The organism is Tateyamaria sp., assembly GCF_059783535.1.
In genome coordinates, this window is sequence record NZ_JBYNDP010000016.1 from 22,035 (window position 1) to 46,486 (window position 24,452).

The window sequence follows — 24,452 nt, forward strand, 5'->3', positions numbered from 1 at the left end:
AGGGGTCATGCGGCGGAGAGGTCAGAGAACTGTTGCAGCTGCTGCTATTGCGGCGGTTCTGATGTCCACCGCCGCAAGGGCGGATTGCACCGAAGACGCCATGATTGTGTTCGACGGTTCAGGCTCTATGGCCGAGATGGGTTTCAACCAGATCAATGAGCCTCGTATCTTCGAAGCGCGCCGCGCAGTGCGCACGGCCATGCCACAGGTGGCGCCGTTTCGGCGGATTGGATTGATCATCTACGGTCCCGGTGGCGCAGGCGGCGCCGGTGAATGCTCTGGCGTCGATCTGCGCTTTGGTCCGCGAATGGATGCGGCGGAAGCCGTAATCGCTGCGGTGGACAGTCTGGAACCGGAAGGGCGAACGGCACTGACCGAAGCGGTGAGCCTCGCTGCAGAAACGCTTGGGTCACCGACCCAGCCGGGCACTGTGGTGCTGGTCACCGACGGTCGCGAAACCTGCGGTGGGCAGACTTGCATGCTGGCAAACCAACTTATGGGAACGGGCCTGACCGTCCACGTGATCGGGTTCAAAGTCCGGGGCGAGCATTTCGGTTGGGAAAGCCAGGGGCCGACGGACTACCAAACCTCGGTCAGTGGGGCCAAGTGCCTCGCCACCCAGACCGGCGGGGAATATGTGAACACAGAAACCGTGGATGAACTGGTTGCAGCCATGAACCGCACCCTTGGCTGCAAGCTGTTGTTCTAGGTGGTCGCTGATTGCCGCCACCGTGTCGCGCGTGTCTCCATCATGCGCAGCAGGGTGAACTCCAAAATCAGCATGAAGGCCACGAAGCTGAGCGCATAGGCGAGCACGTATCCGGTTTCGAACAGTTGGAAATAGAGGTGGATCTGGAAGCCAATCCCATTGCTTCGGCCCAGAAACTCGACCACCAGCACTATCTTCCAGATGATGGCGAGCCCGTTGCGGATGGAACTGGCGATGTAGGGCCAAAGCTGCGGGATAATGACATGCCGCAGTTGCGCGCCGCGGCTCATGCGGAACACGCGCGCCATGTCGCGCAGCTTGGGATCAAGTGCTTGCACCCCTTCGCGGATCGATACCGCCACCATTGCTGTCTTGTTCAAGGCAACTGCGGTGATGGCGGCCACCTCGTTCAAGCCGATCCAGAGGTAGCACAGTACGATCACCACCAGGGCAGGGACATTGAGCAGCACAACCAGCCATGGGGAGAACCAACGGTTGATGGTGGTATTCACGCCCATGACAAAACCGATGAGGCAACCGAACCCCATGGCGAGCGAGAAGGCTGCGGCAACGCGCAAAAGCGTTGCAGTGAAGTGCAGCTGTAGCTCTCCTCGGGTCAATTCATCCGCGAAGATGTCCCATACCTGATTGGGTGCAGGCAGGACGCTTGGGTCACTTCCAACCCATGCCGTTGTCCACCACAGGGCCAGCATGGCCATTAGCGATAGAGCGAGCGTTTTGACGTCAAAGCGGGTATCGGTCATGGGCCGAGCCTGTCACAAATGTGATCGTGCCCAAAGCTATTTGGGCTGCGGTCATACCTTAGTCGCATAGGGACGTAGCATCAGGCGTCATAGGCTGCGCGGGATGTCAGTGATCAAGTCCATAACCGCTGTGCTGCTGTCCGCCATTCTGTGGTGTATGGCCGCGGTTCTGGCCGTTGCCGAGCCACTGACCCGTGACGTGATAGCGCCCTATATCGTGCCGCCCATGTCCTTGGGCGAGCAGATCAATGACAACGGCGTTTGGCAGCTTCTCAATTCCGGCGGGGCCGAGGCTGGCTATGTGTTCGAGACGGAACCGATGGCGCCACTGCCCGGCTTCTCCGGGGCTGCGATCAACTTGCTTGTCGTGCTTGATCTGGATGGCCGTTTTCTGGATGTGCAACTGATTTCCCATAACGAACCGATCTTTGTTTCTGGTCTGCCGGAGAAGCTGTTTTATGACTTCTTCAAGCAGTATCGCGGACATTCGATTTCGGACTCTTTGGTCGTCGGATCGCCCTACGGCGCTGGCAGCGAGGGGTCTGCGTTGGTCTACCTCGACGGTGTGACCAAGGGGACCGCATCGGTGCGCATTGCGCATGAGAGCATTCTGGCCGCTGCCTTGCAGGTGGCGCGCGAGAAGATGGGCGGTATTTCATCCGGCCCACCTGCTTATCCCAACCCAAAATACAGCGAAGATTTGACGTGGGATGATCTGGTTGCTGAAGGAATAGTGACCCGTAAGGTCGTCACAAACGCCGAAATGGATATCGCATTCGAAGGTACGCTTTGGGAGGATGACGATCCCGACGCAAAGGATGATCCCGATGGCGCTTATCTGGATCTTTGGGTTGTCGACATTGGTGCGCCGTCCATTGCGCAAGCGGTCCTGAGCAAGAGCAGCTTCGAAGAGCTGCAGGGGTTCATGGAGATTGCTGATACGGATGAGCCTGTGCTGGTGATCGAGGCGGCGCGGCATGGGCTCGTAACGGACGAGTTTGTGCGCAATACCGCTCCCAATCTGATCAGTGCCGAGCAGGGCGGCTTTCCCATCGCGTTTCGAGACAGCGACATCTATGTCGAACTGAACGACGCATTGCCGAACGAACTACACAATGCAGTGTATGACGGTGCGGCTTTGATCCTGCGTACGGATCGGCGTCTGGGGTTTGATCCCACCAGCGACTGGACCTTGAAGATCAAGGCGCTGCGCGAGCACGGCTCTTTTCAGCCGGAGATTGGCTCGGTTACGCTTGACGTGCCGCATGTGACACCCGAGCGGTTCTATGCCCGCCCCGAGATCATCAAGCCGGCGCCGCCATGGGTGGACGCGCTGCGCAACCGGGCGGTTGATTTGATCGTGCTTGGGGTCTTCCTGGTCGGTCTTGTTGCTTTGCTTCTTTTTGGGACGAACCGGCTGGCAGCGTACCGATGGTTCACACCGCTGCGGTTGGGCATTCTGGCTTTTGTCACGGGATTCATCGGCTGGTGGGGGCAAGGGCAGCTGTCTATTGCCACGCCTTTGGCTGTGGGGCGCACTGCGCTGGAGGGTGGAAGCTACACATTCCTTCTGTATGACCCGTTTTCCCTGGTGATCTGGGGCGTGACCATTGTTGGCTTCGTTCTGTGGGGCAGGGGGCTGTTCTGTGGCTGGCTTTGCCCCTTTGGTGCGCTGCAGGAGTTTGCCAATCATCTGGGGCGGTTGTTGCGCCTTCCACAGATTGAACCCAACGCGTTCTGGGACGCGCAGCTCAAGAACCTGAAATATGTCGTTCTGGCTGTGCTCGTCGCCCTTATGATCACCGCGCCTGCGGCTTTGGACAAGGCCATCGAAGTGGAGCCGTTCAAGACAGCCATCACCACGTTCTTTGTCCGCGAATGGTACTACGTTGCCTATGCCGTTGGATTGCTGGTGCTGTCCATGGTGCTGTTCAAGGGGTTCTGTCGCTACCTGTGTCCGCTGGGCGCTGTGATGGCCATTGGCGGGTTGGTGCGCGGGCGCGACTGGATCGCGCGGCGTGCCGAATGTGGGTCACCGTGCCAGCTGTGCAAGGTCAAGTGCAGCTACGGTGCCATCAAGAAGACCGGCGAAATCCAGTACTCGGAATGCTTCCAGTGTCTGGACTGTGTGACGATCCATGATGATGAGAGCCAGTGTGTGCCGCTGATCCTGGCGGCCAAGGGGCGCAGATTGCAGGTGGCTGCAGAATGATGAACCGTCGTCGTTTCCTTGCCATTGCGGGCAGCTTTGCCGCCACGCCAGCCATTGCGCAACGCACCAGCTGGACTGGGCACGCCTTTGGGGCTGAAGTGTCGATTGACCTGCGCGGGCCGAACGATGTCGCCGGCCCGGCCTTGCAGCGGGCACAGGCGTTGATAGCTGAGGTTGAGGGGTTGTTCTCGCTTTATGATCCCGGATCAGACCTGGCTTTGTTGAACGCGCAGGGTGCGCGGACAGTGCCACCGCGTTTCGAGATGCTGATGTGGACCGCTGACGAAGCATATCGCCTGACCGACGGTCTGTTCGACCCTACGGTGCAGCCGCTTTGGCGAGCTCTGGCAGAGGGCGGGGATGTTGCAACCGCGCAGGGCCTGGTTGGTTGGGATCGTGTGACGATGCAAGGCAACAGAGTGCAGCTTGGGTCCTGGCAGGCGCTGACCTTCAATGGCATTGCGCAGGGCTTCGCGACGGATTTGGTGTCGGACATGCTGCGCGAGCGCGGCTTTGACCAGACGTTGGTCAACATCGGGGAACATCGCGGGTCTAGTGGCCCTTGGCGGTTGGGACTTGCCGACCCGATCCACGGCCAACTCGGGATGCGGACAATCGAGAATATGGCTGTTGCCACTTCCAGCCCTTTAGCGACGGCGGTGGGACCACACGGTCACATCGTGCACGCAGTACAGACCCCGCGTTGGTCGACAGTATCGGTGGAGGCTGAGACGGCAACCATGGCCGACGCGCTATCGACTGGGTTGGCGCTGGGTGATCTGGAACTGGCTGAGCGGGTACGTGGTGCGAAGGGCGTTCATCGGATCACCTTGATTGATCCGGATGGAGACCTGATCACACTGTGACAGCTGAAATGAAAAGGGCGGGGATGATCCCCGCCCTTTGTCTTTCAAGTTACCGTGGATCAGCTTGCGGCGGTCACCGCGCGGCCTGTCATCACTTTGACCAAATGCGCCCGGTAGGTGGCCGAACCGTGCAGATCGGTGATCATGTTGTCAGGAGATACGCTCAACCCGTCGAGTGCAGAGGCAGAGAAGTTTGCGCTCAAGGCTGTTTCAGCTTCGGTCCAGCGGAATACGCCCTCGTTCGACGCACCCGTGACCGCAACCCTCACGCCGTTGGCGTATTTGGCGACGAACACACCCACCAGTGCGAAGCGCGATGCGGGTTGCACGAACTTCTGGTAGTTCGCTGCCTGCGGGATCGGAAAGCTGACGGCGGTAATGATCTGACCTTCATCCAGGGCCGTGTCGAACATGCCTTGGAAGTAGTCATCCGCCGCGATCTCGCGCGAGTTGGTGACGATCGTGGCGCCCGAGGCCAGAGCCGCCGCTGGATAACAGGCAGCCGGGTCGTTGTTGGCCAGTGAGCCGCCAATGGTCCCGCGATTGCGCACCGCCGGATCGCCAATGTTCGAGGCGAGCGCCGCCAGCGCCGGGTAGCTGCCGTCGGCTGAAACTGCGGCGTGAGTGGTGGCCCCGCCGATGCGCAGCGTGTCACCCTCTTTGCTGATGCCTTGCATCTCTGTTACGCCGGACAGGGAAACCAGCTTGGACGGGCTGGCAAGGCGCTGCTTCAGCGTGGGGATCAGTGTTTGCCCCCCACCCAGCGCCTGCGCATCCTCGGCCCCCATTGCTATGGCGGCTTCGGCAATCGTGCCCGGTTTTTCAACGTCGAAATTATACATTTGAAGCCTCCTTTATTCAGCGTTCTGCATGGCGTCCCACACGCGCGCGGGTGAGACGGGCATGTCGATATGGGTGACGTTCTTGCCGCCCGATTGGAGGGCGTCGATGACCGCGTTCACGACCGTGGGGGGCGAGCCGATTGCTCCGGCTTCGCCGCAACCCTTCACCCCAAGGGGGTTGTGGGTGCAGGGCGTGCCCTGGCTGTGATCGACGGCGAACATGGGCATGTCGTCGGCGCGGGGCATGGTGTAGTCCATGTAGGACGCGCTGAGCAGTTGGCCGTTTTCGTCGTAGGAGGTGTTTTCAACTAACGCCTGCCCGATACCCTGGGCCAGACCGCCATGCACCTGACCCGTCACGATCATCGGGTTGATGACGTTGCCAAAGTCATCGACTGCCGTCATGCGGTCCACTGTCACCTTGCCCGTCTCCGGGTCCACCTCGACCTCGCAGGCATAGGCGCCCGAGGGGTAGGTGAAGTTCGCTGGATCGTAGAACGCCGTTTCTTCCAGCCCCGGTTCGATGTCTTCGAGAGGGTATTCGTGGGGGATGTAAGCCTTTAGCGCGACCTCACCAAAGGTCACCGACTTGTCCGTACCAGAGACTGAGAACACGCCGTCAGCCAGCGTGATGTCATGTTCGGAGGCTTCCAACATGTGGCCGGCAATCTTCTTTGCCTTGTTGATGATCTTTTCGGTGGCGCGAACCACGGCAGAGCCGCAGACTGCAAGGCTGCGCGAGCCGTAAGTGCCCATGCCGAAGGGGATTTTGGACGTGTCGCCATGCACGATGTCGATGACGGCGGGGTCGATACCCAACATCTCGGCCACCACTTGCGGGAAGGCCGTTTCATGCCCTTGCCCGTGGCTGTGCGCGCCGACCATGACGCTCAGATTACCTGTGGCGTTCACCCGTACCGTTGCGGCGTCATAGAGACCAACGCGGGAGCCCAGGACGCCAACAAGGTTCGACGGCGCGATCCCACAGGCCTCGATATAGGCGTTCACGCCAAAGCCGCGTAGCAGGCCTTTGGCCTCGCTTGCTTTGCGTCGGGCCTCAAAACCGGCCACGTCCGCGACTACTTCCATCTTGTCCATGAGCGCGTCGTAGTTGCCCGCGTCGTATTCCAGTCCGGCGGCGGAAGCGAAGGGGTACTGGTCGGGTTTGACGAAGTTCTTGCGCCGCAGCTCGATGGGATCCATCCCCAGCTCGCGCGCGGCCTTGTCGATAACGCGTTCGATAGAATAGGTCGCTTCAGGCCGTCCGGCCCCGCGATAAGCGTCGACAGGGGCGGTGTTGGTGAACACGGCCTTCACGTTCACATATACAAGCGGCACTGTGTAGTTCCCGGCCATCAGCGTGCCGTGCAGGAACGTGGGCGTGGCAGTCGAGAAGTTGGACAAGTACGCGCCTACATTTGCCTTGGTGTCGGTGCGGAAGGCGAGGAATTTGCCGTCCTTGTCCAGCGCAAGTTCGATCTTGGTCACGTGGTCGCGGCCGTGCGCGTCGGTCAGGAAGCTCTCTGTCCGATCTGCTGTCCATTTCACGGGCCGACCAATCTTCTTGGCCGCAGCCAACACCAGCGCCTCTTCACCGTAGTGATAGATTTTGGAACCAAATCCGCCGCCCACATCGGGCGCAATGACCGTCAACATGTTTTCTGGAATGCCAAGGACAAAGGCCGAGATCAGCAGCCGCGTCAGGTGCGGGTTTTGCGAAGTTGTGTGCAGGGTGTATTCACCGGTGCTGGCCTTGTAGCTGCCGATGGATGCACGGGGCTCCATCGCGTTCGGTACAAGGCGGTTGTTGACCAGTTCCAGTGTCGTGACGTGATGTGCGTTCTTGATCGCATTGTCCGTTGCTTCGCGGTTGTCTTCGATCCAGCCCCAGTCGAAACACTGGTTGGTGCCAATCTCGTCATGGACGAAGTTGGACCCCGAAAGGGCTGCGTTCATGTCAACGATGGCGTCAAGCTCTTCGATGTCCGCCTCCATGGCTTCAACCGCGTCGCGTGCTTGTTGCGCTGTCTCGGCGATGACGGCGGCATAAGCGTCACCCACGTGGCGCACCTTGCCATGGGCCAGTACCGGGCGCTTGGGTTCTTTCATCGGCTCGCCATCGCGCGAATTGATCAGCCAACCAGCCGGGTTGCCGCCAACTTCGGCGAAATCCTCTCCGGTGAACACGGCCAGCACACCGGGCATGGCTTCGGCTGCGGAAGTGTCGATGGATTTGATCTTGCCATGGGCTACGGTCGAACGGGCAAAGACCGCATAGGTCTGCTTGGCCAGTTGGATGTCATCGGTGTATTCGCCGGTTCCGGTCAGGAAACGGACGTCTTCGCGGCGCACGGTGGCGGCACCAATCCCTGTATCTTTGGGCATCTTGTCTCCTCCCCTTTATTCGGCGGCGATGGCGGTGACGTCCTGACCGGACGCTGCCATGATCGCTTTGACGATGTTGTGGTAGCCGGTGCAGCGGCAAATGTTGCCTTCGAGGTATTCGCGCACCTCTTGCTCGGACGGCTTTGGGTTATCCTTGAGCAATGCAGCTGCCGACATCACCATCCCCGGAGTACAAAACCCGCATTGCAGGCCATGGTGATCCTGAAACGCTTGCTGGATCACGTTGAGCGAGCCGTCAGCATTTGCTTGCCCTTCAATCGTGTCGACCGTTGCGCCATCCGCCTCGGCGGCAAGCATGGTGCAGGACTTCACCGCCTGCCCATCCACATGCACGACGCAGGCCCCGCATTGCGAAGTATCGCAGCCTACATGGGTCCCGGTCAGCCCCTGATCCTCGCGCAGAAAGGACGACAGCAAAGTGCGCCCTTCCACGTCGCCCGAGACGGCCTTTCCGTTCACCGTCATGGTTACCTTTGTCATCCTGTCCTCCCTTAGAACATCTCTTTGTGTGTGGTGCGCTCAGGTGACCAAGCGCTTGAGCCAACCCTTCTTGGGCGTCTCTTCCGACGCCTCGGGGTCTGTTTCCTCAGTGGGCGGTGCGCCGACGTGATCCTGAAAATTCGTAAAGAATTGATCGGCCATCTTCTTTGCAAAGCCGTCAATGATGCGGCTGCCGAGTTGCGCGAGCTTGCCGCCAACCTTGGCTTCCACCTCGTAGTGCAGGACCGTTTGTGCGCCCTGTGCTTCCAGCCGTACATTGGCGCCGCCCTTGGCAAAGCCTGCGGCCCCGCCTTTGCCCTCGCCCGAGATGGTGACGCTTTCGGGCGCTTGCATATCCGAGAGGGTCACGGCCCCTTTGAACGTCGCTTTGACCGGGCCGACTTTTTGCACGACCGTCGCGGTGAACCCGTCCTCCGGGGTGCCAGCCATTTCCTGGCAACCGGGGACGCACAGTTTCAATACTTCGGGATCGAGAATGGCTGCCCAGACTTGGTCGCGTTCGGCATCAATGACACGTGAATCGCTGAGATTCATGATGGGTTCCCCTTCTACTTCTCGCAAAGCCTATTGGGCGGGGCAAAGGGGCACCATTCGACCAAGTGTGTACGACCAAAGTCGCCCTTAACGTTCAGGGGTTTGATGGGTCAGCCCGTACTTCTCATAGATCGCCGGAATCCGCCCGTCTTGCAGCGCGTAATTGATCGCGTCATCGACGGAATAGGACAGTGGGCGATAGCGGAAATTCACTGCCACGCCGAGGGTCCACTGACTGACCGCGAACCCTGCAAGGGGTGGTTGGTGCACATCAGTGCTGTCCGTCAATCCATGTTCAAGCTCGCCTAAGGGCCCCATGACTGCCTTTACTTCACCTGCGTTCAACGCCGCCATAGCTGCGCTGGTGGTGGGGAAGCGACGGATGTTGTTCTGAAGCTGTCCGCCCACAAAGCCTGACAGGTAGAAGTCGGAGATGGAGTCATTTTCGACCCCCACGGTATCAAAGCGGAAATAGGCCGGAACCGGCTTGTCGTCAGGGTAGGTCGCCTTGTCATAGGCGATGGCGATGCTTTCACCTGCGTATTGACCCGTAAATACGACTTGTTCGACCCGGCACTTGAACGCGCTGTCATAGGGAATGCGCATCATCACGTTGGCGATGCGGCCCCCGATCAGCGCACCGCGCCAGATGTTGTTGCGCAAGTCGGCGTCCAAGTTCTCACCCGCGGCCACAAAGTTGAACCGGGCGTCAACACCCAGATCCTCGGCGATGATACGGGCAATCTCAATGTCCACGCCCATCGGCTCGCCATTCTCTTTCCAGGAATAGGGCGGGTAGTCTTCGTATACGGCGAACAGCATGTGGCCCTGGTCCTGGATCTGATCCAGTTCCTTGCCGACGATGTCGCGCCCCACGTTCTGGGGCTTGGGTTGTGGCACGTGGTCAGCACAGGGATCAGCAGCGTGGGCCTGCCCAACGGACAGACCCACAACCACCAGGGAGAGAAGCGTGTTTCGAATTGTCATGCCGTCAGTTTGCGGCAGACAATCCGATGGTCAAGGCTTCGGAGGCTGACTTGTATGCACCGGGCGTTCCATCGATCAGGTTCGCGGCCCGGAAAGCGACGCTATCAGCGACAGGGGCACCTGACAGTGTCGGGATATCTCCTGCGATTTCACCCAGCCGTGCCTTAAGTGCGTCTGCATCTGCGCCGCTGGCGTCGCTGATGTAGCCAGCCAATTCGTCCCGAATTGTTTTCAGCTCACCTGCAACTTCTTCCATGGCGACGTCGTCTGGGCGCGCTTCGATGTAGGTACGGATGGCCCAAGCCGCCTCTTGTCCCAGAAGCTCACCAAAGGCCGGCATCTTGGTGATGCCGTTCTGGGTGTAGCCTTCGACGAAGCGTTCGACATACCATTCGTCGCCGTACTCTTCGGCCTCAAGGAACCTCAGATCGGGAGCGAGGCCACCAGACACCACTTCGAGGCCATGGCAGCGGGCGCAGTTCTGGTTGTAGCCAGAGGCGCCGATTTCGACGGCGCGCAGCCAGGTTTCCTCACCCACCTTGTCGGCGCGGTACGGGTTTTCGGTTAGCCAATCACCCTCAATCGTTGGGAGGCCGGTGGTGTCAACGGCCTGTGGTGCAACGTCGCCATGGGCAACTGCAAGGGTCGCAATAGCCGTCAGCGCGCCGGCCATTAGAAACTGTTTTTGGGTTGTGCTTTTCATCACATGCCTCCCTGACACGAGTGATCCTCTTTGCCCTTGTCCTACGCCAGTAAAACGATGCGCGGTATTGGACTTTGGTTGTGCGTCGAAAGGAGTAAGACCATGGTCCTATACCGGTCACTTTGCCCGCCACGATAGCCTAGCAACCATGGGAGGAATTGTCTTGAAACACCTTGTGATGGGTGCACTCTTTGGGGGTGCGCTGGCCGTGCCTGCTTCGGCCGAGCTAACGCTGAACATCGGGTATCTGCGCGTCGAACAACCGGCGCCGCCAACCCTATCGAACCTCGATCCGATTCCAGAGAATAACGGGCTTGCAGGTGCGCAAACGGGCCTGGCCGACAACCTAACAACAGGAAAGTTCCTGGGGCAGAAGTATGAGCTGACGGTGACCGAGGTGTTCGAAGGCGAAGACCCACTGGCCGCTGCGCGGGATCTACTAACGGCCTCTCCCTACCTCGTGATCGACGCGGCACCTGAAGATATCGTTGCCATTGCCGATCTGGCCGAGGCGGAAGGTGCAGTATTATTCAACACGTCCGCCGGTGATCTCGCTCTTCGCGACGCGGAATGCCGGGGCAACCTCCTTCACACGCTGGCTTCCGATGCGATGCGCACCGATGCGCTGGCGCAGGTGTTGGTCAAGAAGCGGTGGGATGATCTGGTGATGATTGCCGGTACGCATGCTTCAGACGTTAGCTATGCCGAGGCAGTGCGCCGGTCGTTGACGAAGTTCGGTCTTGATCTCGAAGGCGAAAAAGAATGGGCCTTTGATGCCGATATGCGTCGCAACGCATCGCAAGAGGTGCCGCTCTTCACACAGGATTTTGGCGACTACGATGCGCTGATCATTGCGGACGAGGTGCATGATTTCGGCCGCTATGTACTTTACAACACATGGCAAGCGCGCCCGGTCGTGGGGTCAGAAGGGCTGACCGCCGTGGGCTGGTCCCCTGTGATCGAACAATGGGGGGCGGCGCAACTGCAATCCCGGTTCGAGGAAGAACATACGCGAGAGATGACCGCGCAAGACTATGCCGCTTGGGCTGCTGTGCGAACGCTAGGCGAGGCGATGACGCGTACCAATGCGAATGATCCAGAGACGTTGCGCAGCTATATTATGTCCGACCAGTTCGAGCTGGCCGGTTTCAAAGGGCGGCCGCTAACCTACCGCGACTGGAACGGACAGTTGCGCCAGCCCATCGCCATCGTGCACCCCCGCGCGCTTGTGGCTCTGGCCCCGCTTGAGGGGTTCCTGCACCAAAACAATGAACTTGATAGCCTGGGACTCGACCGTCCCGAAAGCAAATGCGAGGCCTTCCAATGATCCGATTGACAGCGATGTTTTCCCTTCTGGCGTCCACCGCAATGGCGGGCGAGATTTGGGTGACGAATGAAAAGGATGACACGATCTCGGTCATCTCGACCGAAACGCTAGAGGTCATTAAGACTTATGACACGGGTGAACGCCCGCGCGGTATCTTGTTCAACAGTGACTACAGCCGCGTCTACATCTGTGCTTCAGACAGCAATGCCGTACAGGTAATGGACCCGAACTCGGGAGAGATACTGCACGAGCTGCCCTCGGGCGATGACCCGGAACAGTTTGTGCTGCACCCGGACGACCGGCACCTCTACATCGCGAACGAGGACGATGCGATCACGACTGTGGTCGATGTGGAAACCCGGAAAGTGGTTGCGCAGATCGACGTGGGCGTAGAGCCGGAGGGCATGGCTGTGTCGCCTGATGGCAAGATCGCCATCACGACGTCCGAGACGACAAACATGGCGCATTGGATCGACACCGAAACGCAGGAGTTGTTCGCGAATACGCTTGTCGACAGCCGCCCGCGCCATGCCGAGTTCATCAAAGACGGGGCCGAGATGTGGGTAAGTTCGGAGATCGGTGGCACGCTGACAGTGTTCGACACAGCAACCCAGACTGAAAAGGCCAAGATGAGTTTTGAGGTGCAGGGCGTGCATCCTGACCGTGTGCAGCCTGTTGGGTTCGAGTTCACCGCTGGGGACACCCATGCCTTTGTCGCGCTTGGACCGTCAAACCACGTGGCCGTCGTCAATGCCGAGACTTACGAGGTCGAGGATTACATCCTCGTTGGGCGTCGCGTCTGGCATATGGATTTCAACGAGGACAGGTCCCTGTTGTTCACCACCAATGGCGTATCCGGCGACGTGACTGTGATTGACGTCGCCAAACGCGAAGCCATCAAGTCCATCAAGGTGGGCCGTTTTCCCTGGGGGGCCGCGTATCGGCCCACCGGATCCTAATCACTAAAATCTCGGGAGGAACCCAATGAAAACTCTGGCTTTGATTGCCGCGATGGCGCTTGCCGCACCGACACTGGCACTGGCGGACAACGACGATGATGACGGCCCCGGCTTTGGCGCTGCGGGTCTGTTGGGTGGCAGCAACAAAGAAGACCTACCACCAATCATCCTGTCGGCAGGCGAACCCATCGCGCCGGAAGGCGCGTGGGAGTTGAAATCCGGCACCTACTACGAGTTCGAAATCCAGGGCGACGGCAGCCAGGAACTGGCGCTGGTCGGCCCAGAGTTTTTCCGAGCCATCTGGATCGACGAGATTGTCGTCGAAGGCCTCGAAATCCGCCCCCTCGGCCTCGACAGTATCGAGTTTGACGAAGCGGGCGAGATGGAAATTGGTTTCGTCGCGATCAAACCCGGCGCATATTACATCAAGATCCCGGGCACCTCGGGCGAAACGCAGCGCTTGGATATCACTATTAAATGACAGGACTTGAGGCGCGTGGCCTCAGCTATTCCTACGGAACCAAATGCGCGCTGGACGATGCATCGTTCAGCGTGCCTTCTGGCGCCTTCTGTGCGCTGCTTGGCCCAAACGGGGCCGGCAAATCGACTCTCTTCAATCTGCTGACCCGCCTGTTTGTGGCACCCGAGGGCCAGATCACCATCGCGGGGCATGATCTGCGGCAATCCCCGCGGGCTGCGTTGGCGCAGCTGGGTATCGTCTTTCAGCAAACAACGCTTGATCTGGATCTGACAGTTCAACAGAACCTGTCCTATTTCGCCGCACTGCACGGGCTTTCGGGGCGCGGGGCCCAAAGCAAGATTGAAAGCGCGCTGGACCGATTGGACATGCGCGAGCGGGCCGGGGAAAAGGCCCGAACCCTGAATGGCGGCCACAGACGCCGAACCGAGATTGCCCGCGCATTGCTGCATGATCCAAGTGTCCTGCTGCTGGACGAACCCACCGTCGGTCTTGATGCCGCGACCCGCGCATCGATCACGAATTATGCCCATGGGCTTGCGGACGAGGGCAAGACGATTCTGTGGGCCACGCATCTTACAGATGAGGTTCAGCCGGATGATGATCTGGTGATTTTGCATCGGGCCCGGGTTCTGGCAACCGGCAAAGCCCGGGACATTGCCGGAGATACGACCCTGCAAGATCGGTTCCTTGCGCTGACAGGTGCGGATGCATGACAGCCTATCTCACGTCTCTCCGAGCCATTGTCCTGCGTGAAGCCTTGCGTTTTATCCATCAACGGGAACGCTTTGTGGCGGCCCTTGTTCGCCCGTTGGTCTGGCTGCTTGTGTTTGCCGCCGGATTTCGCGCGGCCCTCGGGCTGAGCATCATCCCACCCTATCAGACCTACATCACCTACGAGACCTACATTGTACCGGGATTGTGCGGAATGATCCTGTTGTTCAACGGGATGCAATCGTCGCTGTCACTGGTCTATGACCGGGAAATGGGTTCGATGAAGCTGTTGCTGACCTCGCCCTTTCCGCGCTGGTGGCTGCTGTTCTGTAAGCTTCTGGGGTCAACCACGATTTCGATTTTGCAGGTCTATGCGTTCCTCGCCATCGCCGCTGCGTTTGACATCAGGATGCCGGCTTGGGGCTATCTGACCGTTTTGCCCGCCCTGATCGTGGCGGGATTGATGCTTGGCGCGCTCGGGCTGCTTCTGTCCAGCTTTATCAAGCAGCTTGAGAATTTCGCAGGTGTCATGAACTTCGTGATCTTCCCGATGTTTTTCTTGTCATCGGCGCTTTATCCACTTTGGAAAATGGCGGAGAGTTCAGAGCTTTTGCACGATATCTGCGCGTTCAATCCATTCACACACGCGGTCGAGTTGATCCGTTTCGCGCTCTATGTCGACGTGAACGTGACAGCACTGGCTTGGACTGTGCTGGCGGCATCTGTCTTCGCCGCGGCGGCGTTGATTGGATATGATCCTGCGCGTACCCGGATCGGACGACGCGGATAGGCCCGACCAATGGCTCAGTCGCGGACTGACGGGAACTGTGGTATGGAGGGGCCATGAAACACGCTGTGATCGCAACGCTCATTTGCACTTGCTGCACCGGAGCCGCTCTGGCCGACGAGTTTGGCACACTCAATCCGGACGAGATGACGTGGCAGCATTTCCTTGAGGAAGCTGAGCGTGGTGAGACGGGTATGGTTATCTGTTCCATGGGCTATGCCCTGACAAAGTCGGGGGATCACAAGTCAGCACGAACACTGTTCGAGAACTGCGCAAACGATGGGTATACCGGTGCCATGACCTGGATGAGTCAGCTGGACAACAACGGGTTGGGCGGTGACTACAATCCGGATGCCGCTGCCGAATGGGACCGCCGGGCGGCCGAACTTGGCGACCCTGTGGGCAAGTTTAACTATGGTATCGCGCTGATGCGGGGGCACGGCGTTGCGCAGGACGAAACCCTGGGACGACAGTATGTTGATGAGGCAGCGGGCGAAGGGCTGGTGATCGCGCAAAGATTGCAGCGCGCTGACTACGACCTGGACGAGGTGACGCCAGACGCTGACAACTGGAAGTATGCGCCATCATTCTGAACATCGCTAACGATGGTCGCGGGGTTACCGCCGAGCGTCACGATACGGCTCGCTAGCTTCTCCGCTTCTTGTGCAACGTGGGTCACCAGGATTGTTGTCACATTGTGCGTGGCCCGTAGCCGGGCAAACAGCGTCATCATCTCGTCGACCAACTCGGGGTCAAGCGACACAAAAGGTTCGTCCAGCAGCAACAGGTCTGGTTTCACTGCAAACGCACGGGCGAGTGACAGGCGGCGTTGCTGGCCAAGCGAAAGTTGTGCCGGATAGTCATTTCCGCGCCCGGCAAGACCCACATCTTCAAGCGCGGTATCAATCTGAGCAGCTGTGGCACCTGTTGTGACACCGATGTTGTCCTGCACCGTTCGCCATGGCAGCAGAGTCGGCTCTTGGAACACCATGGCGCAGGTTCCATCCAACATACATGTCCCTTCGAAATCGGTATTCAGGTGGGCGATGACCCGCAAAAGAGACGATTTGCCGATCCCGGATGGCCCGACCAGGGCGAGTGTTTCACCCCGAGTTAGCCGTAGGGACACGTCGCGCAGGATCAAAGTGCTGTCATGGCACAAACTCCGCAGACGGACGTCGAGCAGAGGGGAGGCCAACTAGCTGCCAGGTTGCAAGAATGTACCTGCTGGCAACTCTTGCGCCTCGCCCATCAACTCCTTGCCGCCCAGCTCGATCATCAGTGCAAGCATGCGTGCAGCGGCATCTTCATCCACGGGACCGGGGGCAGGAATGCCCGCGCGAAACCCGGCCTTGAGCGCTTCAAATTGCGCATCGGTCTTGGCGTTCATCTTGTCGCGCAGACGGTCCCATTCCGCATCGTCGGTCGCCAATAGACTCTTGGCATCGCGCGACGCAGCGGCAAGGCCCTTCACGACGTCAGGCATGTCGCGCAGCATCTCGCCTTTCACAACGTAACCCAGCAAAGGTGTGTCGGGATCAAGCCCAAGATCAGTTGCCGCATCCGTAACATCCACGAGCTTTCGCATGCCCGACGATTCCATCTTTGCGAGGAAGTGCCAGAAGTTGATGGCCCCATCCAACTCACCCGAAAGCGCGGATTTGAAGATCAGGGGCGGGGCAGCAAATACTTGTTCAGTGGTGGCCTTGAGGTCGACACCGTACGTCTTTTCCGCATAAGCGCGCAGGATCAGCCAGCTCTTGTCCAATGGACCGCCTGCAATCCCGATCTTGGTACCCGCAAGATCAGACAGCGATTGGGCGGGGCTGTCGTCCGGCACCATGACGCCTCCAACAGCCTTGGAATAGGGTATGAACACGTAGTCCTTTCCGGCGGCACGCTGGCGGGCGACCCAAAGCCAGTCGGACACGATGACATCGGCTTCGCCGCCTTGGAAGGCGACCTTGGCCGCCGATCCCCCGGCAACGCCTTGCACCTGCAAATCGAACCCGTGCGCTGCGTCAAATCCGTGATGCTTGATCGTGTTCAGTTCCCAGTTCACGGTTCCGAACTTTAAAACCGAAGCCCGCAATGCCGGATTTTCTGCCAGTGCAGCCGTGGCGATGGTTGCGGCGGCAATCGCTCCTGCCAGTGCTTTGAACAGCATCATGTGATCCTCCCGTATGGCCTTAGCCTAACAGCATCATGCGGGGCTGGAATACGACCAAAGCCGCAGCTTCATTCGATGACCATGCGCGGCAACCAATGACTGTCCGGGTCACTTTCGTGCAGGTCTGTCGCCTTCAAAGGGCGAAGGTTGCCGGCCTCTGGTGGCGCTGACAGCAGGTCCATATCCATCTCGTGCAAGGTGCCGATCATGCGACCATCTTCTTCGGCCAATTTGTAGTATATGCCATTCCACATATTGATCCCGTATTCCGTGGCGCCCTTCCAAATAAAGAGAAAGTCATATTCGAGATCGGTCAGGTCCGCGTCGACATTTCGATTTATGTCATAGGGGTAAGGGACATGGCACCAATGCTTCTTTGGACCCTCAAGGCATCGGAAGGGGCGCATGGACAGGAAATGATCTGTGAACGGCGCCTCTTCCATTGCAATGGAGTAGTCACCGTCATCCGCAACAGCGATGGTCGCGATCTTGATCTGCACACCATCCTGCGATTCAAGATAAACACTCTGGCTTTCCGCCGCGGCTGACGAAGCCATCGCGACAAGCGCAAGCACTGCTCTAAATGTCATGACAATTCCCCCCGGTACGCAAGATATGAGCAGTCCAACCGAGTCGCTGCACGACCAAAGTCGCACGTCATCTGTCAAGTTCTTTGGGGTCTTACGACCATTGTGCAATACCTGCGCGCCCCGTTTGCGCAAATAATTGACGTAGGGCAAAGGTCGGCCTGTTTCGGCATGCCCCCTTTGTAAGAACTGCCCACCAACGGGTTTTGGGAGGAAAACAAATGAACAGATTTATTGCCGCTGCGGTTGTGGGGGTGCTTGCGACCTCACCAGCATTTGCAGAAGGCGTGACCGAGGAGATGTTGGCGAACGACACTGCCTCGACGTCAGACGTACTGACCAACGGGATGGGTCGCCACCTTCAGCGTTACTCTCCGCTCGATATCCTGAACAAGGACAACGTGGATAACCTTGTCCCAGCCTGGGCCTTTTCACTGGGTGGCGAAAAACAGCGCGGTCAGGAGACACAACCAATCGTCCATGATGGCGTCATGTACATCACCGGTTCTTATTCCCGGATGTACGCCATCGATGTGAAGACGGGTGAAGAGATCTGGCAGTACGATGCCCGCTTGCCCGAGGGCATCCTGCCCTGCTGTGACGTGGTGAACCGCGGCGCGGCCATCTACGGAGACAATATCTATTTCGGTACACTCGACGCGCGCATCGTGGCCTTGAATGCCAAGACGGGCGACACCGTCTGGAACAAGAAAATCGCTGACTACAAAGCCGGCTATAGCTATACTGCCGCACCGCTGATCGTGGATGGTCTGGTCATTACCGGCAACTCCGGCGGTGAGTTTGGTATTGTTGGTGCGGTCGAAGCACGCGACGCCGAAACCGGTGAGCTGGTTTGGTATCGCCCGGTGATCGAGGGTCACATGGGTATGCTCAACGGCGAAGAAAGCACCATGACCGGCACCCTGAATGCGACATGGCCCGGTGATATGTGGAAAACCGGGGGTGGTGCGACGTGGCTCGGCGGTTCGTATGACGCCGACACTGACACGCTGGTCTTTGGCACCGGCAACCCGGCGCCGTGGAACTCTTGGCTGCGCGATGCGGGCCAGAACAATGACGGCACGGGCGACAACCTTTATGCCGCGTCGCGTTTGGGCATCGATCCCAAAACGGGTGAGATCAAGTGGCACTTCCAGACCACACCACGTGAAGGCTGGGATTATGACGGTGTGAACGAGGTTGTGGCCTACGAAAACCGCGCAGGCGAGAAGCGCTTTGCGACGGCCGACCGCAACGGCTTCTTCTATGTCCTGAACCGCGAAGACGGCGCATTCGTGCGCGGCGTACCCTTCGTCAAGGACATCTCGTGGGCCAGCGGTCTTGATGACAACGGTCGTCCGATCTTCAACGAAGAAAACCGCCCCGGCGATCCTGCCGAAGCGGCCGACGGCAAGAAAGGTGAGGTCGTCTTTGCGTCGCCATCGTTCCTGGGTGGCAAGAACTGGATGCCAATGGCCTTCAGCCAGCGCACCGGCAACTTCTATGTGCCCTCGAACGAGTGGGGCATGGACATCTGGAACGAGCCGATCACCTACAAGAAGGGTGCCGCGTATCTGGGCTCGGGCTTTACCATCAAGCCAAACTACGAGGACCATATCGGCAGCCTGAAAGCCATCGACCCCGATACGGGCGACGTCAAGTGGGAGGCCAAGAACGATGCACCTCTATGGTCCGGTGTAATGACCACAGCGGGTGGTCTGGTGTTCTACGGCACACCGGAAGGCAAATTCATCGCCTTGGACGATGAAACCGGTGAAGAACTCTGGTCGTTCCAGACCGGCTCGGGCATCGTGGGTCAACCTGTCACCTGGGAACAGGACGGCGAACAATACGTCACCGTCATTTCCGGTTGGGGTGGCGCGGTTCCACTCTGGGGCGGTGAGGTCGCCAAGAAAGTAAACTACCTGAACCAGGGCGGTATGCTTTGGACATTCCGTCTGCCAGAACAGCTGGCCTCGGCCAACTAATCATCGAACATCACATGCAAGCGCTCCTGCAACAGCGGGGGCGCTTGTCCTTTTGATGTAGTACCTTTTGGCAAGTGACCGGCCTGCACCCGGTGGTCTAAGCTGACATCATGTCATTTCAAACCACACCTCTGACCAAACCATCCGAAGCCAAGGTGCCACAAGGCTGGGCGCTGGTCATCGATGATCATCCACTGTTCTGTGACGCGCTTGAATTGACGCTGCGATCTGTCGCCAATTTCGACAAGGTTGTGACCGCAGATAGCCTCGAGAATGCACTCGACAGATTGGCCGGCGACGCGCCTCCATCACTTATCCTGCTCGATCTAAACCTGCCTGACGTTGATGGGCTGGACGGGTTGATGCGGTTGAAACGTACGGCCGAGAATACACCGGTCATCATCGTATCGTCGATGACCGACAATTCGATCATAGCCAATTCAATCGTCGCAGGTGCGCAAGGGTTTGTGCCCAAACATTCGCACCGCTCCGTCTTTCTTGAAGCTATTCAAACCATTGCAGCCGGGGACGTTTACAAACCAGCGGGTTATGTCGAAGGAAACGGATCGGAGGCTAAAGAGGATCACCTGAGCCGTCTTTCCTCTTTGACAAATCAGCAAGCACGCATTCTCGACCTGATCTGTGAGGGCAAGCTAAACAAGCAGATTGCCTTTGATCTGTCGATTGCTGAGACAACGGTAAAGGCACATGTCACGGCGATCATGCGCAAGCTTGGTGTGCAAAGCCGAACTCAGGCTGTTCTTGTTGCGCAGGAAGCGAAGTATTCAAAAGTCTTGCCAACATCGGACTGACGCACCTATCCTGCGCGTCAGGGAGATAATCAAATGACATTGCAGTCCAAGGCCGACAGGCTTGAGGGACGTGCCGTGGCAGACCAGTACGATATACTTCGTACAGGTGAAGTGCGCGCTTCAACGACATCGCCTGTCAAACACCTGCAACGACAGTTGGGTGAGGGGCCGTTTGCCCTTGTTGCTTTGTTTGTAACGCCAGTGGTCGATTTTCACGGTGTCGTGGCAGAGGCTGCGGCACTGTTTCCTGATACCGATGTCCTGGCCTGCACCACCGCGGGCGAGATCGGTGCAACGGGATATGAGGAAGGCCTTGTCGTTGCCGTGGGATTTCCATCAGACGGCTTTGTGACGAAATCGATCATGATCGAGGACGTCAATGCTCTCGATATGCAAGCGACCATCGACGAAATCACGCTTGAACGGATCGCCCTTCGGGACAAGACGCCTGACCTTGATGACAGTTTTGCGTTTCTCGTCGTGGATGGGTTGTCGCTCAGCGAGGACACGTTGGCGGCCACGATTGCGCCGGCGTTGCGCGACTTTCCCATTTTTGGTGGATCAGCGGGCGATGGGACCAGCTTTTCCCAGACCCTCGTGGCATTGAATGGCAAAGTTGCGAGCAACGCTGCGGTCCTCACCTTGGCCCGCAGCAAGTTTCACACTCGTGTGTTCAGTCTGAACCATCTGGTGCCCGGTGACACACAGATGGTTGTGACGGGCGCCGACCCGGCTCGCCGCATTGTCAAAGAGATCAATGCGGAGCCCGCAGCGCGAGAGTATGCACGGCTGGTAGGTAAGGATCCAAACCAGCTGGATCGCTTCACCTTCGCATCGCATCCTGTTGTCGTCAGGATTGGCGACACGCACCACGTTCGTGCAATCCAACAGGTAAACGAACATGGCGAGTTGGTCTTCTTTTCCGCCATTGACGAAGGGATGGTTCTGACAGTCGCATCGCAGGAAAACCTATCGGCGCATTTACAAAACAAACTTTCAGATCTGAGCCACCCAAGAAAACCGGCCAACATCATTGGTTGCGACTGCATTCTGCGCCGGATCGAGGCCGAGCAATCACAACAGACGCGGCAGATTTCGGACGTCTTGGGCGAGCATCGGGTCACTGGCTTTTCGACCTATGGTGAACAGATCGGCCCCTTGCACGTGAACCACACAATGAGCGGCGTGGCTTTCTATCATCCTGACCCGCGAGATAAGGGACGCGCATAATGTCTCTGATCGATCCACGGGATTCGCTTGAACGGCAGAACGAAAAGCTTCTCCAGATATCTCAGGCGTTGATGCGGCGGGTCGAACAAAAGACGGAACAATCCGGCTTTGCCTATCAGCAATTCGAACGTGCGGCGCTTCTGGAATCCGAGGTGCGGGAGAGAACCCGTGACCTTGAACGCACATTGGACCTTCTGCAGGACTCTAACGCGCGGCTTGAACAGGCCAACATAGAGACTGAAACGGCCCGGTCGAATTTGACCGAAGCAATCGAGACGATCAACGAAGGCTTCGCCCTGTTTGACGAGCAGGACAAGCTGGTCCTGTTCAACAGTCGCTTTTGCCGTGACCTGCAGGACGTAGAACCCGTTTTGAAAGAAGGGCTAACGTTCCAGGAATACGTCACTTCAATTTCAAACAGCCGCTTTCTGGCTTTGCCAGACGGGCAAACCGCTGAAGACTGGGCGCAACTGCGTATCGAGCGACACCGCGAAGAACATGTGGTTTTCAACGTCAGCCTGATCTGGGATCGCTGGCTGCAAGCCTCTGAGCACCGCACCTCCCGCAACGGGACGGTCATCCTGCAAACCGATGTAACCGACATCATTCGGATGGAGCGTCACGAACGTGACAAGATGCGCCATCAGCAAGCGCGCAGGTTGCAAGCAACCCTTGATCACCTGAACCAGGGTGTCTGCATCTTTGACCACGATAAAACGCTGGTCGGATGGAACAAGCGTATGGACCGGCTATTGGATGTGGCACCAACGCGCACGCGGGACAAACTGAAATTCGACGACCTGATGGACCAGTTTCGCGAAGAGCTGACATTTGGCTCGAGCTTTTCCGCGCAGCGACTGACAGACTGGGCAAACCGCACCGGATCACGTGAACCCATCGCTTTCGAAGTGACTCGCAAGGGTGATCAGATCTACAGCATCTTTGCGCAGGAAATGCCGGACAAAGGCTTCGTGATCAGTCTGACCGATGTCACCTCGGAACGTGCTGCGACCCGGGCCCTGGCTAACGTCAACGAAAAGCTGGAAATGTGGGTTGAGGAACGCACAGCGGAGCTTGAGGATGCTTTGGCCGAAGCGGAACGGGCAAATGCGTCAAAGTCCCGTTTTGTCGCAGCCGCCAGCCATGACTTGCTGCAACCTCTGTCCGCAGCGAAACTTTTTGTGTCATCGATTGCAGATCAGGTCGACGACAACGATGTCCAACAGATTGTTGCGAAGACTGAAACGGCGCTGCAGGGTGTTGAGCAGATCATCGAAGCCTTGTCAGCGATTTCAAAACTGGACGCGGGCAAGGCTGTTTTTGATGTCCAGCCCATCTCGTTGACCGAAATCTTTGACCCGCTCAGGGATGAACTGGCACCAAGCGCGCGCGCCAAAGATCTTGCATTCAACCTGATTCATAGTGGCCTGACGGTAGTCAGCGATCCGGGATATTTGCGCCGGGTCGTTCAGAACCTGTTGTCGAATGCGATCCGCTATACTGAAACAGGGCGCGTTCTGGCGGGTGTCAGACGGGTCGGAGACTTTGCGCGTATCGAAGTTTGGGACACCGGATGCGGTATTGCCGAACAGGATCAACAAACGATTTTCCAGGAGTTCAAGCAACTGGGACCTGGCGCGGCGAACTCAGGCCTCGGATTGGGCTTGGCGATTGTCGAACGGGCCTGCAAGGGACTTGGCCATCCGCTGGAACTCTGGTCACAACCGGGTACAGGCAGTTGCTTTTCTATTGTGGTGCCAATTTCTGCACCCATGGCACGGCAACAAAGCCCACATGATACTATGCACTCACACACACTCCGCGATCTGAACGGATTGTTGGTGATGCTGGTTGAGAACAACCGGGGTGTCGCACAGGCGATCAGCCATTTGATCGAAAGCTGCGGCGGCGAGGTGATCTTGGCCGAAACCGGAGAAGAAGCGCTGTCGACGATCTCTGAAATCGACCTCGTGCCCGATGTGTTTCTCTTGGACTACCAGTTGGGCGACGGCATGACCGGCATCACGCTGTATGAGCATCTACTACACAAATACGGTCGTGTCCCGGCATCGATCATTTCTGCGGATCGCACGACGGAACTGCGCTCGCATTGCAAGCGTTTGAACATCAAACTGCTGCCCAAGCCAGTGAACGCACAGCGCGTCAACGATTTCTTGGCTGAAAGCACCAAGGCAAGCTGACTTCGGTCGCCATCGGCCGCAATAACTCTGCCGACGATCCCAAACACTCCATCCTCCACTTGATCCACTGCCGCTAGGCCGTGCCGAATATGAGTGCACCTTTGTTCTCGCTGCATGTCGGGACGCGCAGCAATCAAGATTTAAGCTTGACTCATGTTGAGTTTCAAATTCATGCTATATAACGGCACATTTGTGCCATTATATAGAACAACAGGGAAATAAGATGCTCAGGGAAATGTCTCTTACCGGCGTGGTGGCGGCCGCGCTTGCACTGCTCCCGGTCACTGCGATGGCCGAGAGTGCAACCGTCAAGCAAATCAAGGAGCGTGGCACACTGCTATGCTCCGGTCACAACGGCAGCTACTTCGGCTTCGTCGAGGTGAACGACAAAAACGAATGGAAAGGTTTGGACATTGACCTGTGTCGCGCGCTGACAACCGCCATCTTGGGCGATCCCAACGCGAACCAGATTGTACCGCTGTCCTGGGCACAACGTTTCCCGGCGCTGCAGTCTGGTGACGTCGACGTCATCATCAAGGCAACCGGTTGGACCATGGGCCGTGATACGGAACTTGGCCTTCAGTTCAGCCTTCCGTATTTCTTTGGCGGCACCCAATTCATGGCACATGGCGACCTGGGCATTACCGAAGCCAAGGACCTTGAAGGCGGCACAAT

At 58.2% G+C, this 24,452-nt stretch carries 24 protein-coding genes; 14 read left to right on the top strand and 10 right to left on the bottom strand.

Going from position 1 to position 24,452, the window contains the following annotated elements; genetic code table 11:
• Positions 1–61 precede the first annotated feature (61 nt).
• Positions 62–709 carry a vWA domain-containing protein gene (locus AC6RA8_RS05485; RefSeq protein ID WP_500351112.1) on the top strand — a complete coding sequence of 216 codons (648 nt, stop codon included), beginning with the start codon at positions 62–64 and terminating at the stop codon, positions 707–709.
• On the opposite strand, the gene AC6RA8_RS05490 is transcribed toward AC6RA8_RS05485, so the two are convergent.
• On the bottom strand, positions 706–1,473 hold the full coding sequence (locus AC6RA8_RS05490) for an ABC transporter permease (protein ID WP_500351113.1): 768 nt from the start codon (positions 1,471–1,473) through the stop codon (positions 706–708). The two genes, AC6RA8_RS05485 and AC6RA8_RS05490, sit on opposite strands and share 4 nt — an antisense overlap.
• A 103-nt stretch (positions 1,474–1,576) precedes the next feature.
• On the opposite strand from AC6RA8_RS05490, the gene AC6RA8_RS05495 reads away from it, so the two are divergent.
• Together AC6RA8_RS05495 and AC6RA8_RS05500 are read left to right on the top strand one after the other, a co-directional pair.
• Positions 1,577–3,685 carry a 4Fe-4S binding protein gene (locus AC6RA8_RS05495; RefSeq protein WP_500351114.1) on the top strand — a complete coding sequence of 703 codons (2,109 nt, stop codon included), beginning with the start codon at positions 1,577–1,579 and terminating at the stop codon, positions 3,683–3,685.
• Entirely contained in the window at positions 3,682–4,551 is an 870-nt protein-coding gene (locus tag AC6RA8_RS05500; protein ID WP_500351115.1) for an FAD:protein FMN transferase, read from the top strand. Before AC6RA8_RS05495 ends, AC6RA8_RS05500 begins: the two co-directional genes overlap by 4 nt.
• A gap of 59 nt (positions 4,552–4,610) precedes the next feature.
• Here the strand turns inward: AC6RA8_RS05500 and AC6RA8_RS05505 are convergent, their stop codons facing one another.
• The 6 genes from AC6RA8_RS05505 to pedF all read right to left on the bottom strand — a co-directional run bounded on the left by AC6RA8_RS05505 (position 4,611) and on the right by pedF (position 10,524).
• Positions 4,611–5,393: an FAD binding domain-containing protein gene (locus AC6RA8_RS05505; protein ID WP_500351116.1), complete on the bottom strand. Its 783-nt coding sequence runs from the start codon at positions 5,391–5,393 to the stop codon at positions 4,611–4,613.
• 12 nt (positions 5,394–5,405) lie between these two features.
• Complete coding sequence (locus AC6RA8_RS05510; RefSeq protein ID WP_500351117.1) at positions 5,406–7,778, bottom strand: xanthine dehydrogenase family protein molybdopterin-binding subunit; 2,373 nt, start codon at positions 7,776–7,778, stop codon at positions 5,406–5,408.
• 15 nt (positions 7,779–7,793) lie between these two features.
• On the bottom strand, positions 7,794–8,279 hold the full coding sequence (locus tag AC6RA8_RS05515) for a (2Fe-2S)-binding protein (RefSeq protein ID WP_500351118.1): 486 nt from the start codon (positions 8,277–8,279) through the stop codon (positions 7,794–7,796).
• Between the two features lie 39 nt (positions 8,280–8,318).
• On the bottom strand, positions 8,319–8,834 hold the full coding sequence (locus tag AC6RA8_RS05520; RefSeq protein ID WP_500351119.1) for an SRPBCC family protein: 516 nt from the start codon (positions 8,832–8,834) through the stop codon (positions 8,319–8,321).
• Positions 8,835–8,921: 87 nt separating this feature from the next.
• Entirely contained in the window at positions 8,922–9,821 is a 900-nt protein-coding gene (locus AC6RA8_RS05525) for a substrate-binding periplasmic protein (protein WP_500351120.1), read from the bottom strand.
• A gap of 4 nt (positions 9,822–9,825) precedes the next feature.
• The gene (gene pedF / locus AC6RA8_RS05530; protein ID WP_500351121.1) at positions 9,826–10,524 is read right to left on the bottom strand and encodes a cytochrome c-550 PedF; all 699 of its coding nucleotides are present in this window, start codon (positions 10,522–10,524) and stop codon (positions 9,826–9,828) included.
• A gap of 178 nt (positions 10,525–10,702) precedes the next feature.
• Here pedF and AC6RA8_RS05535 point away from each other — a divergent pair, with 178 nt between their 5' ends.
• Genes AC6RA8_RS05535 through AC6RA8_RS05560 form a run of 6 tightly spaced genes read left to right on the top strand, consistent with a single transcriptional unit; the run spans position 10,703 to position 15,382 of the window.
• Entirely contained in the window at positions 10,703–11,851 is a 1,149-nt protein-coding gene (locus AC6RA8_RS05535; RefSeq protein ID WP_500351122.1) for an ABC transporter substrate-binding protein, read from the top strand.
• Entirely contained in the window at positions 11,848–12,810 is a 963-nt protein-coding gene (locus tag AC6RA8_RS05540; protein ID WP_500351123.1) for a YVTN family beta-propeller repeat protein, read from the top strand. The genes AC6RA8_RS05535 and AC6RA8_RS05540 overlap by 4 nt, the downstream gene beginning before the upstream one ends.
• Before the next feature lie 25 nt (positions 12,811–12,835).
• Positions 12,836–13,291, top strand: a complete 456-nt coding sequence (locus AC6RA8_RS05545; protein ID WP_147113881.1) for a hypothetical protein — start codon at positions 12,836–12,838, stop codon at positions 13,289–13,291.
• Positions 13,288–14,004, top strand: a complete 717-nt coding sequence (locus AC6RA8_RS05550) for an ABC transporter ATP-binding protein (protein ID WP_500351124.1) — start codon at positions 13,288–13,290, stop codon at positions 14,002–14,004. The genes AC6RA8_RS05545 and AC6RA8_RS05550 overlap by 4 nt, the downstream gene beginning before the upstream one ends.
• Positions 14,001–14,792 (top strand): ABC transporter permease, encoded by a 792-nt coding sequence (locus AC6RA8_RS05555; RefSeq protein WP_500351125.1) that lies wholly within the window; start codon positions 14,001–14,003, stop codon positions 14,790–14,792. Before AC6RA8_RS05550 ends, AC6RA8_RS05555 begins: the two co-directional genes overlap by 4 nt.
• Positions 14,793–14,845: 53 nt before the next feature.
• Entirely contained in the window at positions 14,846–15,382 is a 537-nt protein-coding gene (locus AC6RA8_RS05560) for a tetratricopeptide repeat protein (RefSeq protein WP_500351126.1), read from the top strand.
• Here AC6RA8_RS05560 and AC6RA8_RS05565 read toward each other — a convergent pair.
• The 3 genes from AC6RA8_RS05565 to AC6RA8_RS05575 form a co-directional block, all read right to left on the bottom strand.
• Positions 15,322–15,987: an ABC transporter ATP-binding protein gene (locus AC6RA8_RS05565; protein WP_500351127.1), complete on the bottom strand. Its 666-nt coding sequence runs from the start codon at positions 15,985–15,987 to the stop codon at positions 15,322–15,324. The genes AC6RA8_RS05560 and AC6RA8_RS05565 overlap by 61 nt on opposite strands.
• Positions 15,988–16,956: an ABC transporter substrate-binding protein gene (locus tag AC6RA8_RS05570; RefSeq protein WP_500351137.1), complete on the bottom strand. Its 969-nt coding sequence runs from the start codon at positions 16,954–16,956 to the stop codon at positions 15,988–15,990.
• Positions 16,957–17,027: 71 nt separating this feature from the next.
• The gene (locus AC6RA8_RS05575) at positions 17,028–17,549 is read right to left on the bottom strand and encodes a hypothetical protein (RefSeq protein WP_500351128.1); all 522 of its coding nucleotides are present in this window, start codon (positions 17,547–17,549) and stop codon (positions 17,028–17,030) included.
• Between the two features lie 218 nt (positions 17,550–17,767).
• Between AC6RA8_RS05575 and AC6RA8_RS05580 the strand changes: the two genes are divergently transcribed.
• From AC6RA8_RS05580 to AC6RA8_RS05600, 5 genes are all read left to right on the top strand, one after another.
• Positions 17,768–19,534, top strand: coding sequence for a PQQ-dependent methanol/ethanol family dehydrogenase (locus tag AC6RA8_RS05580; RefSeq protein ID WP_500351129.1), 1,767 nt, complete (start codon positions 17,768–17,770; stop codon positions 19,532–19,534).
• 110 nt (positions 19,535–19,644) lie between these two features.
• A complete protein-coding gene (locus AC6RA8_RS05585) occupies positions 19,645–20,346 on the top strand; it encodes a response regulator (RefSeq protein WP_500351130.1) in 702 nt (233 codons plus the stop codon).
• A gap of 33 nt (positions 20,347–20,379) precedes the next feature.
• Positions 20,380–21,576, top strand: coding sequence for an FIST N-terminal domain-containing protein (locus tag AC6RA8_RS05590; RefSeq protein WP_500351131.1), 1,197 nt, complete (start codon positions 20,380–20,382; stop codon positions 21,574–21,576).
• Positions 21,576–23,777 (top strand): hybrid sensor histidine kinase/response regulator, encoded by a 2,202-nt coding sequence (locus tag AC6RA8_RS05595; protein WP_500351132.1) that lies wholly within the window; start codon positions 21,576–21,578, stop codon positions 23,775–23,777. Before AC6RA8_RS05590 ends, AC6RA8_RS05595 begins: the two co-directional genes overlap by 1 nt.
• Before the next feature lie 223 nt (positions 23,778–24,000).
• Positions 24,001–24,452, top strand: a 452-nt coding sequence (locus tag AC6RA8_RS05600; RefSeq protein ID WP_500351133.1) for a transporter substrate-binding domain-containing protein, incomplete at its 3' end; no start/stop codon positions are given.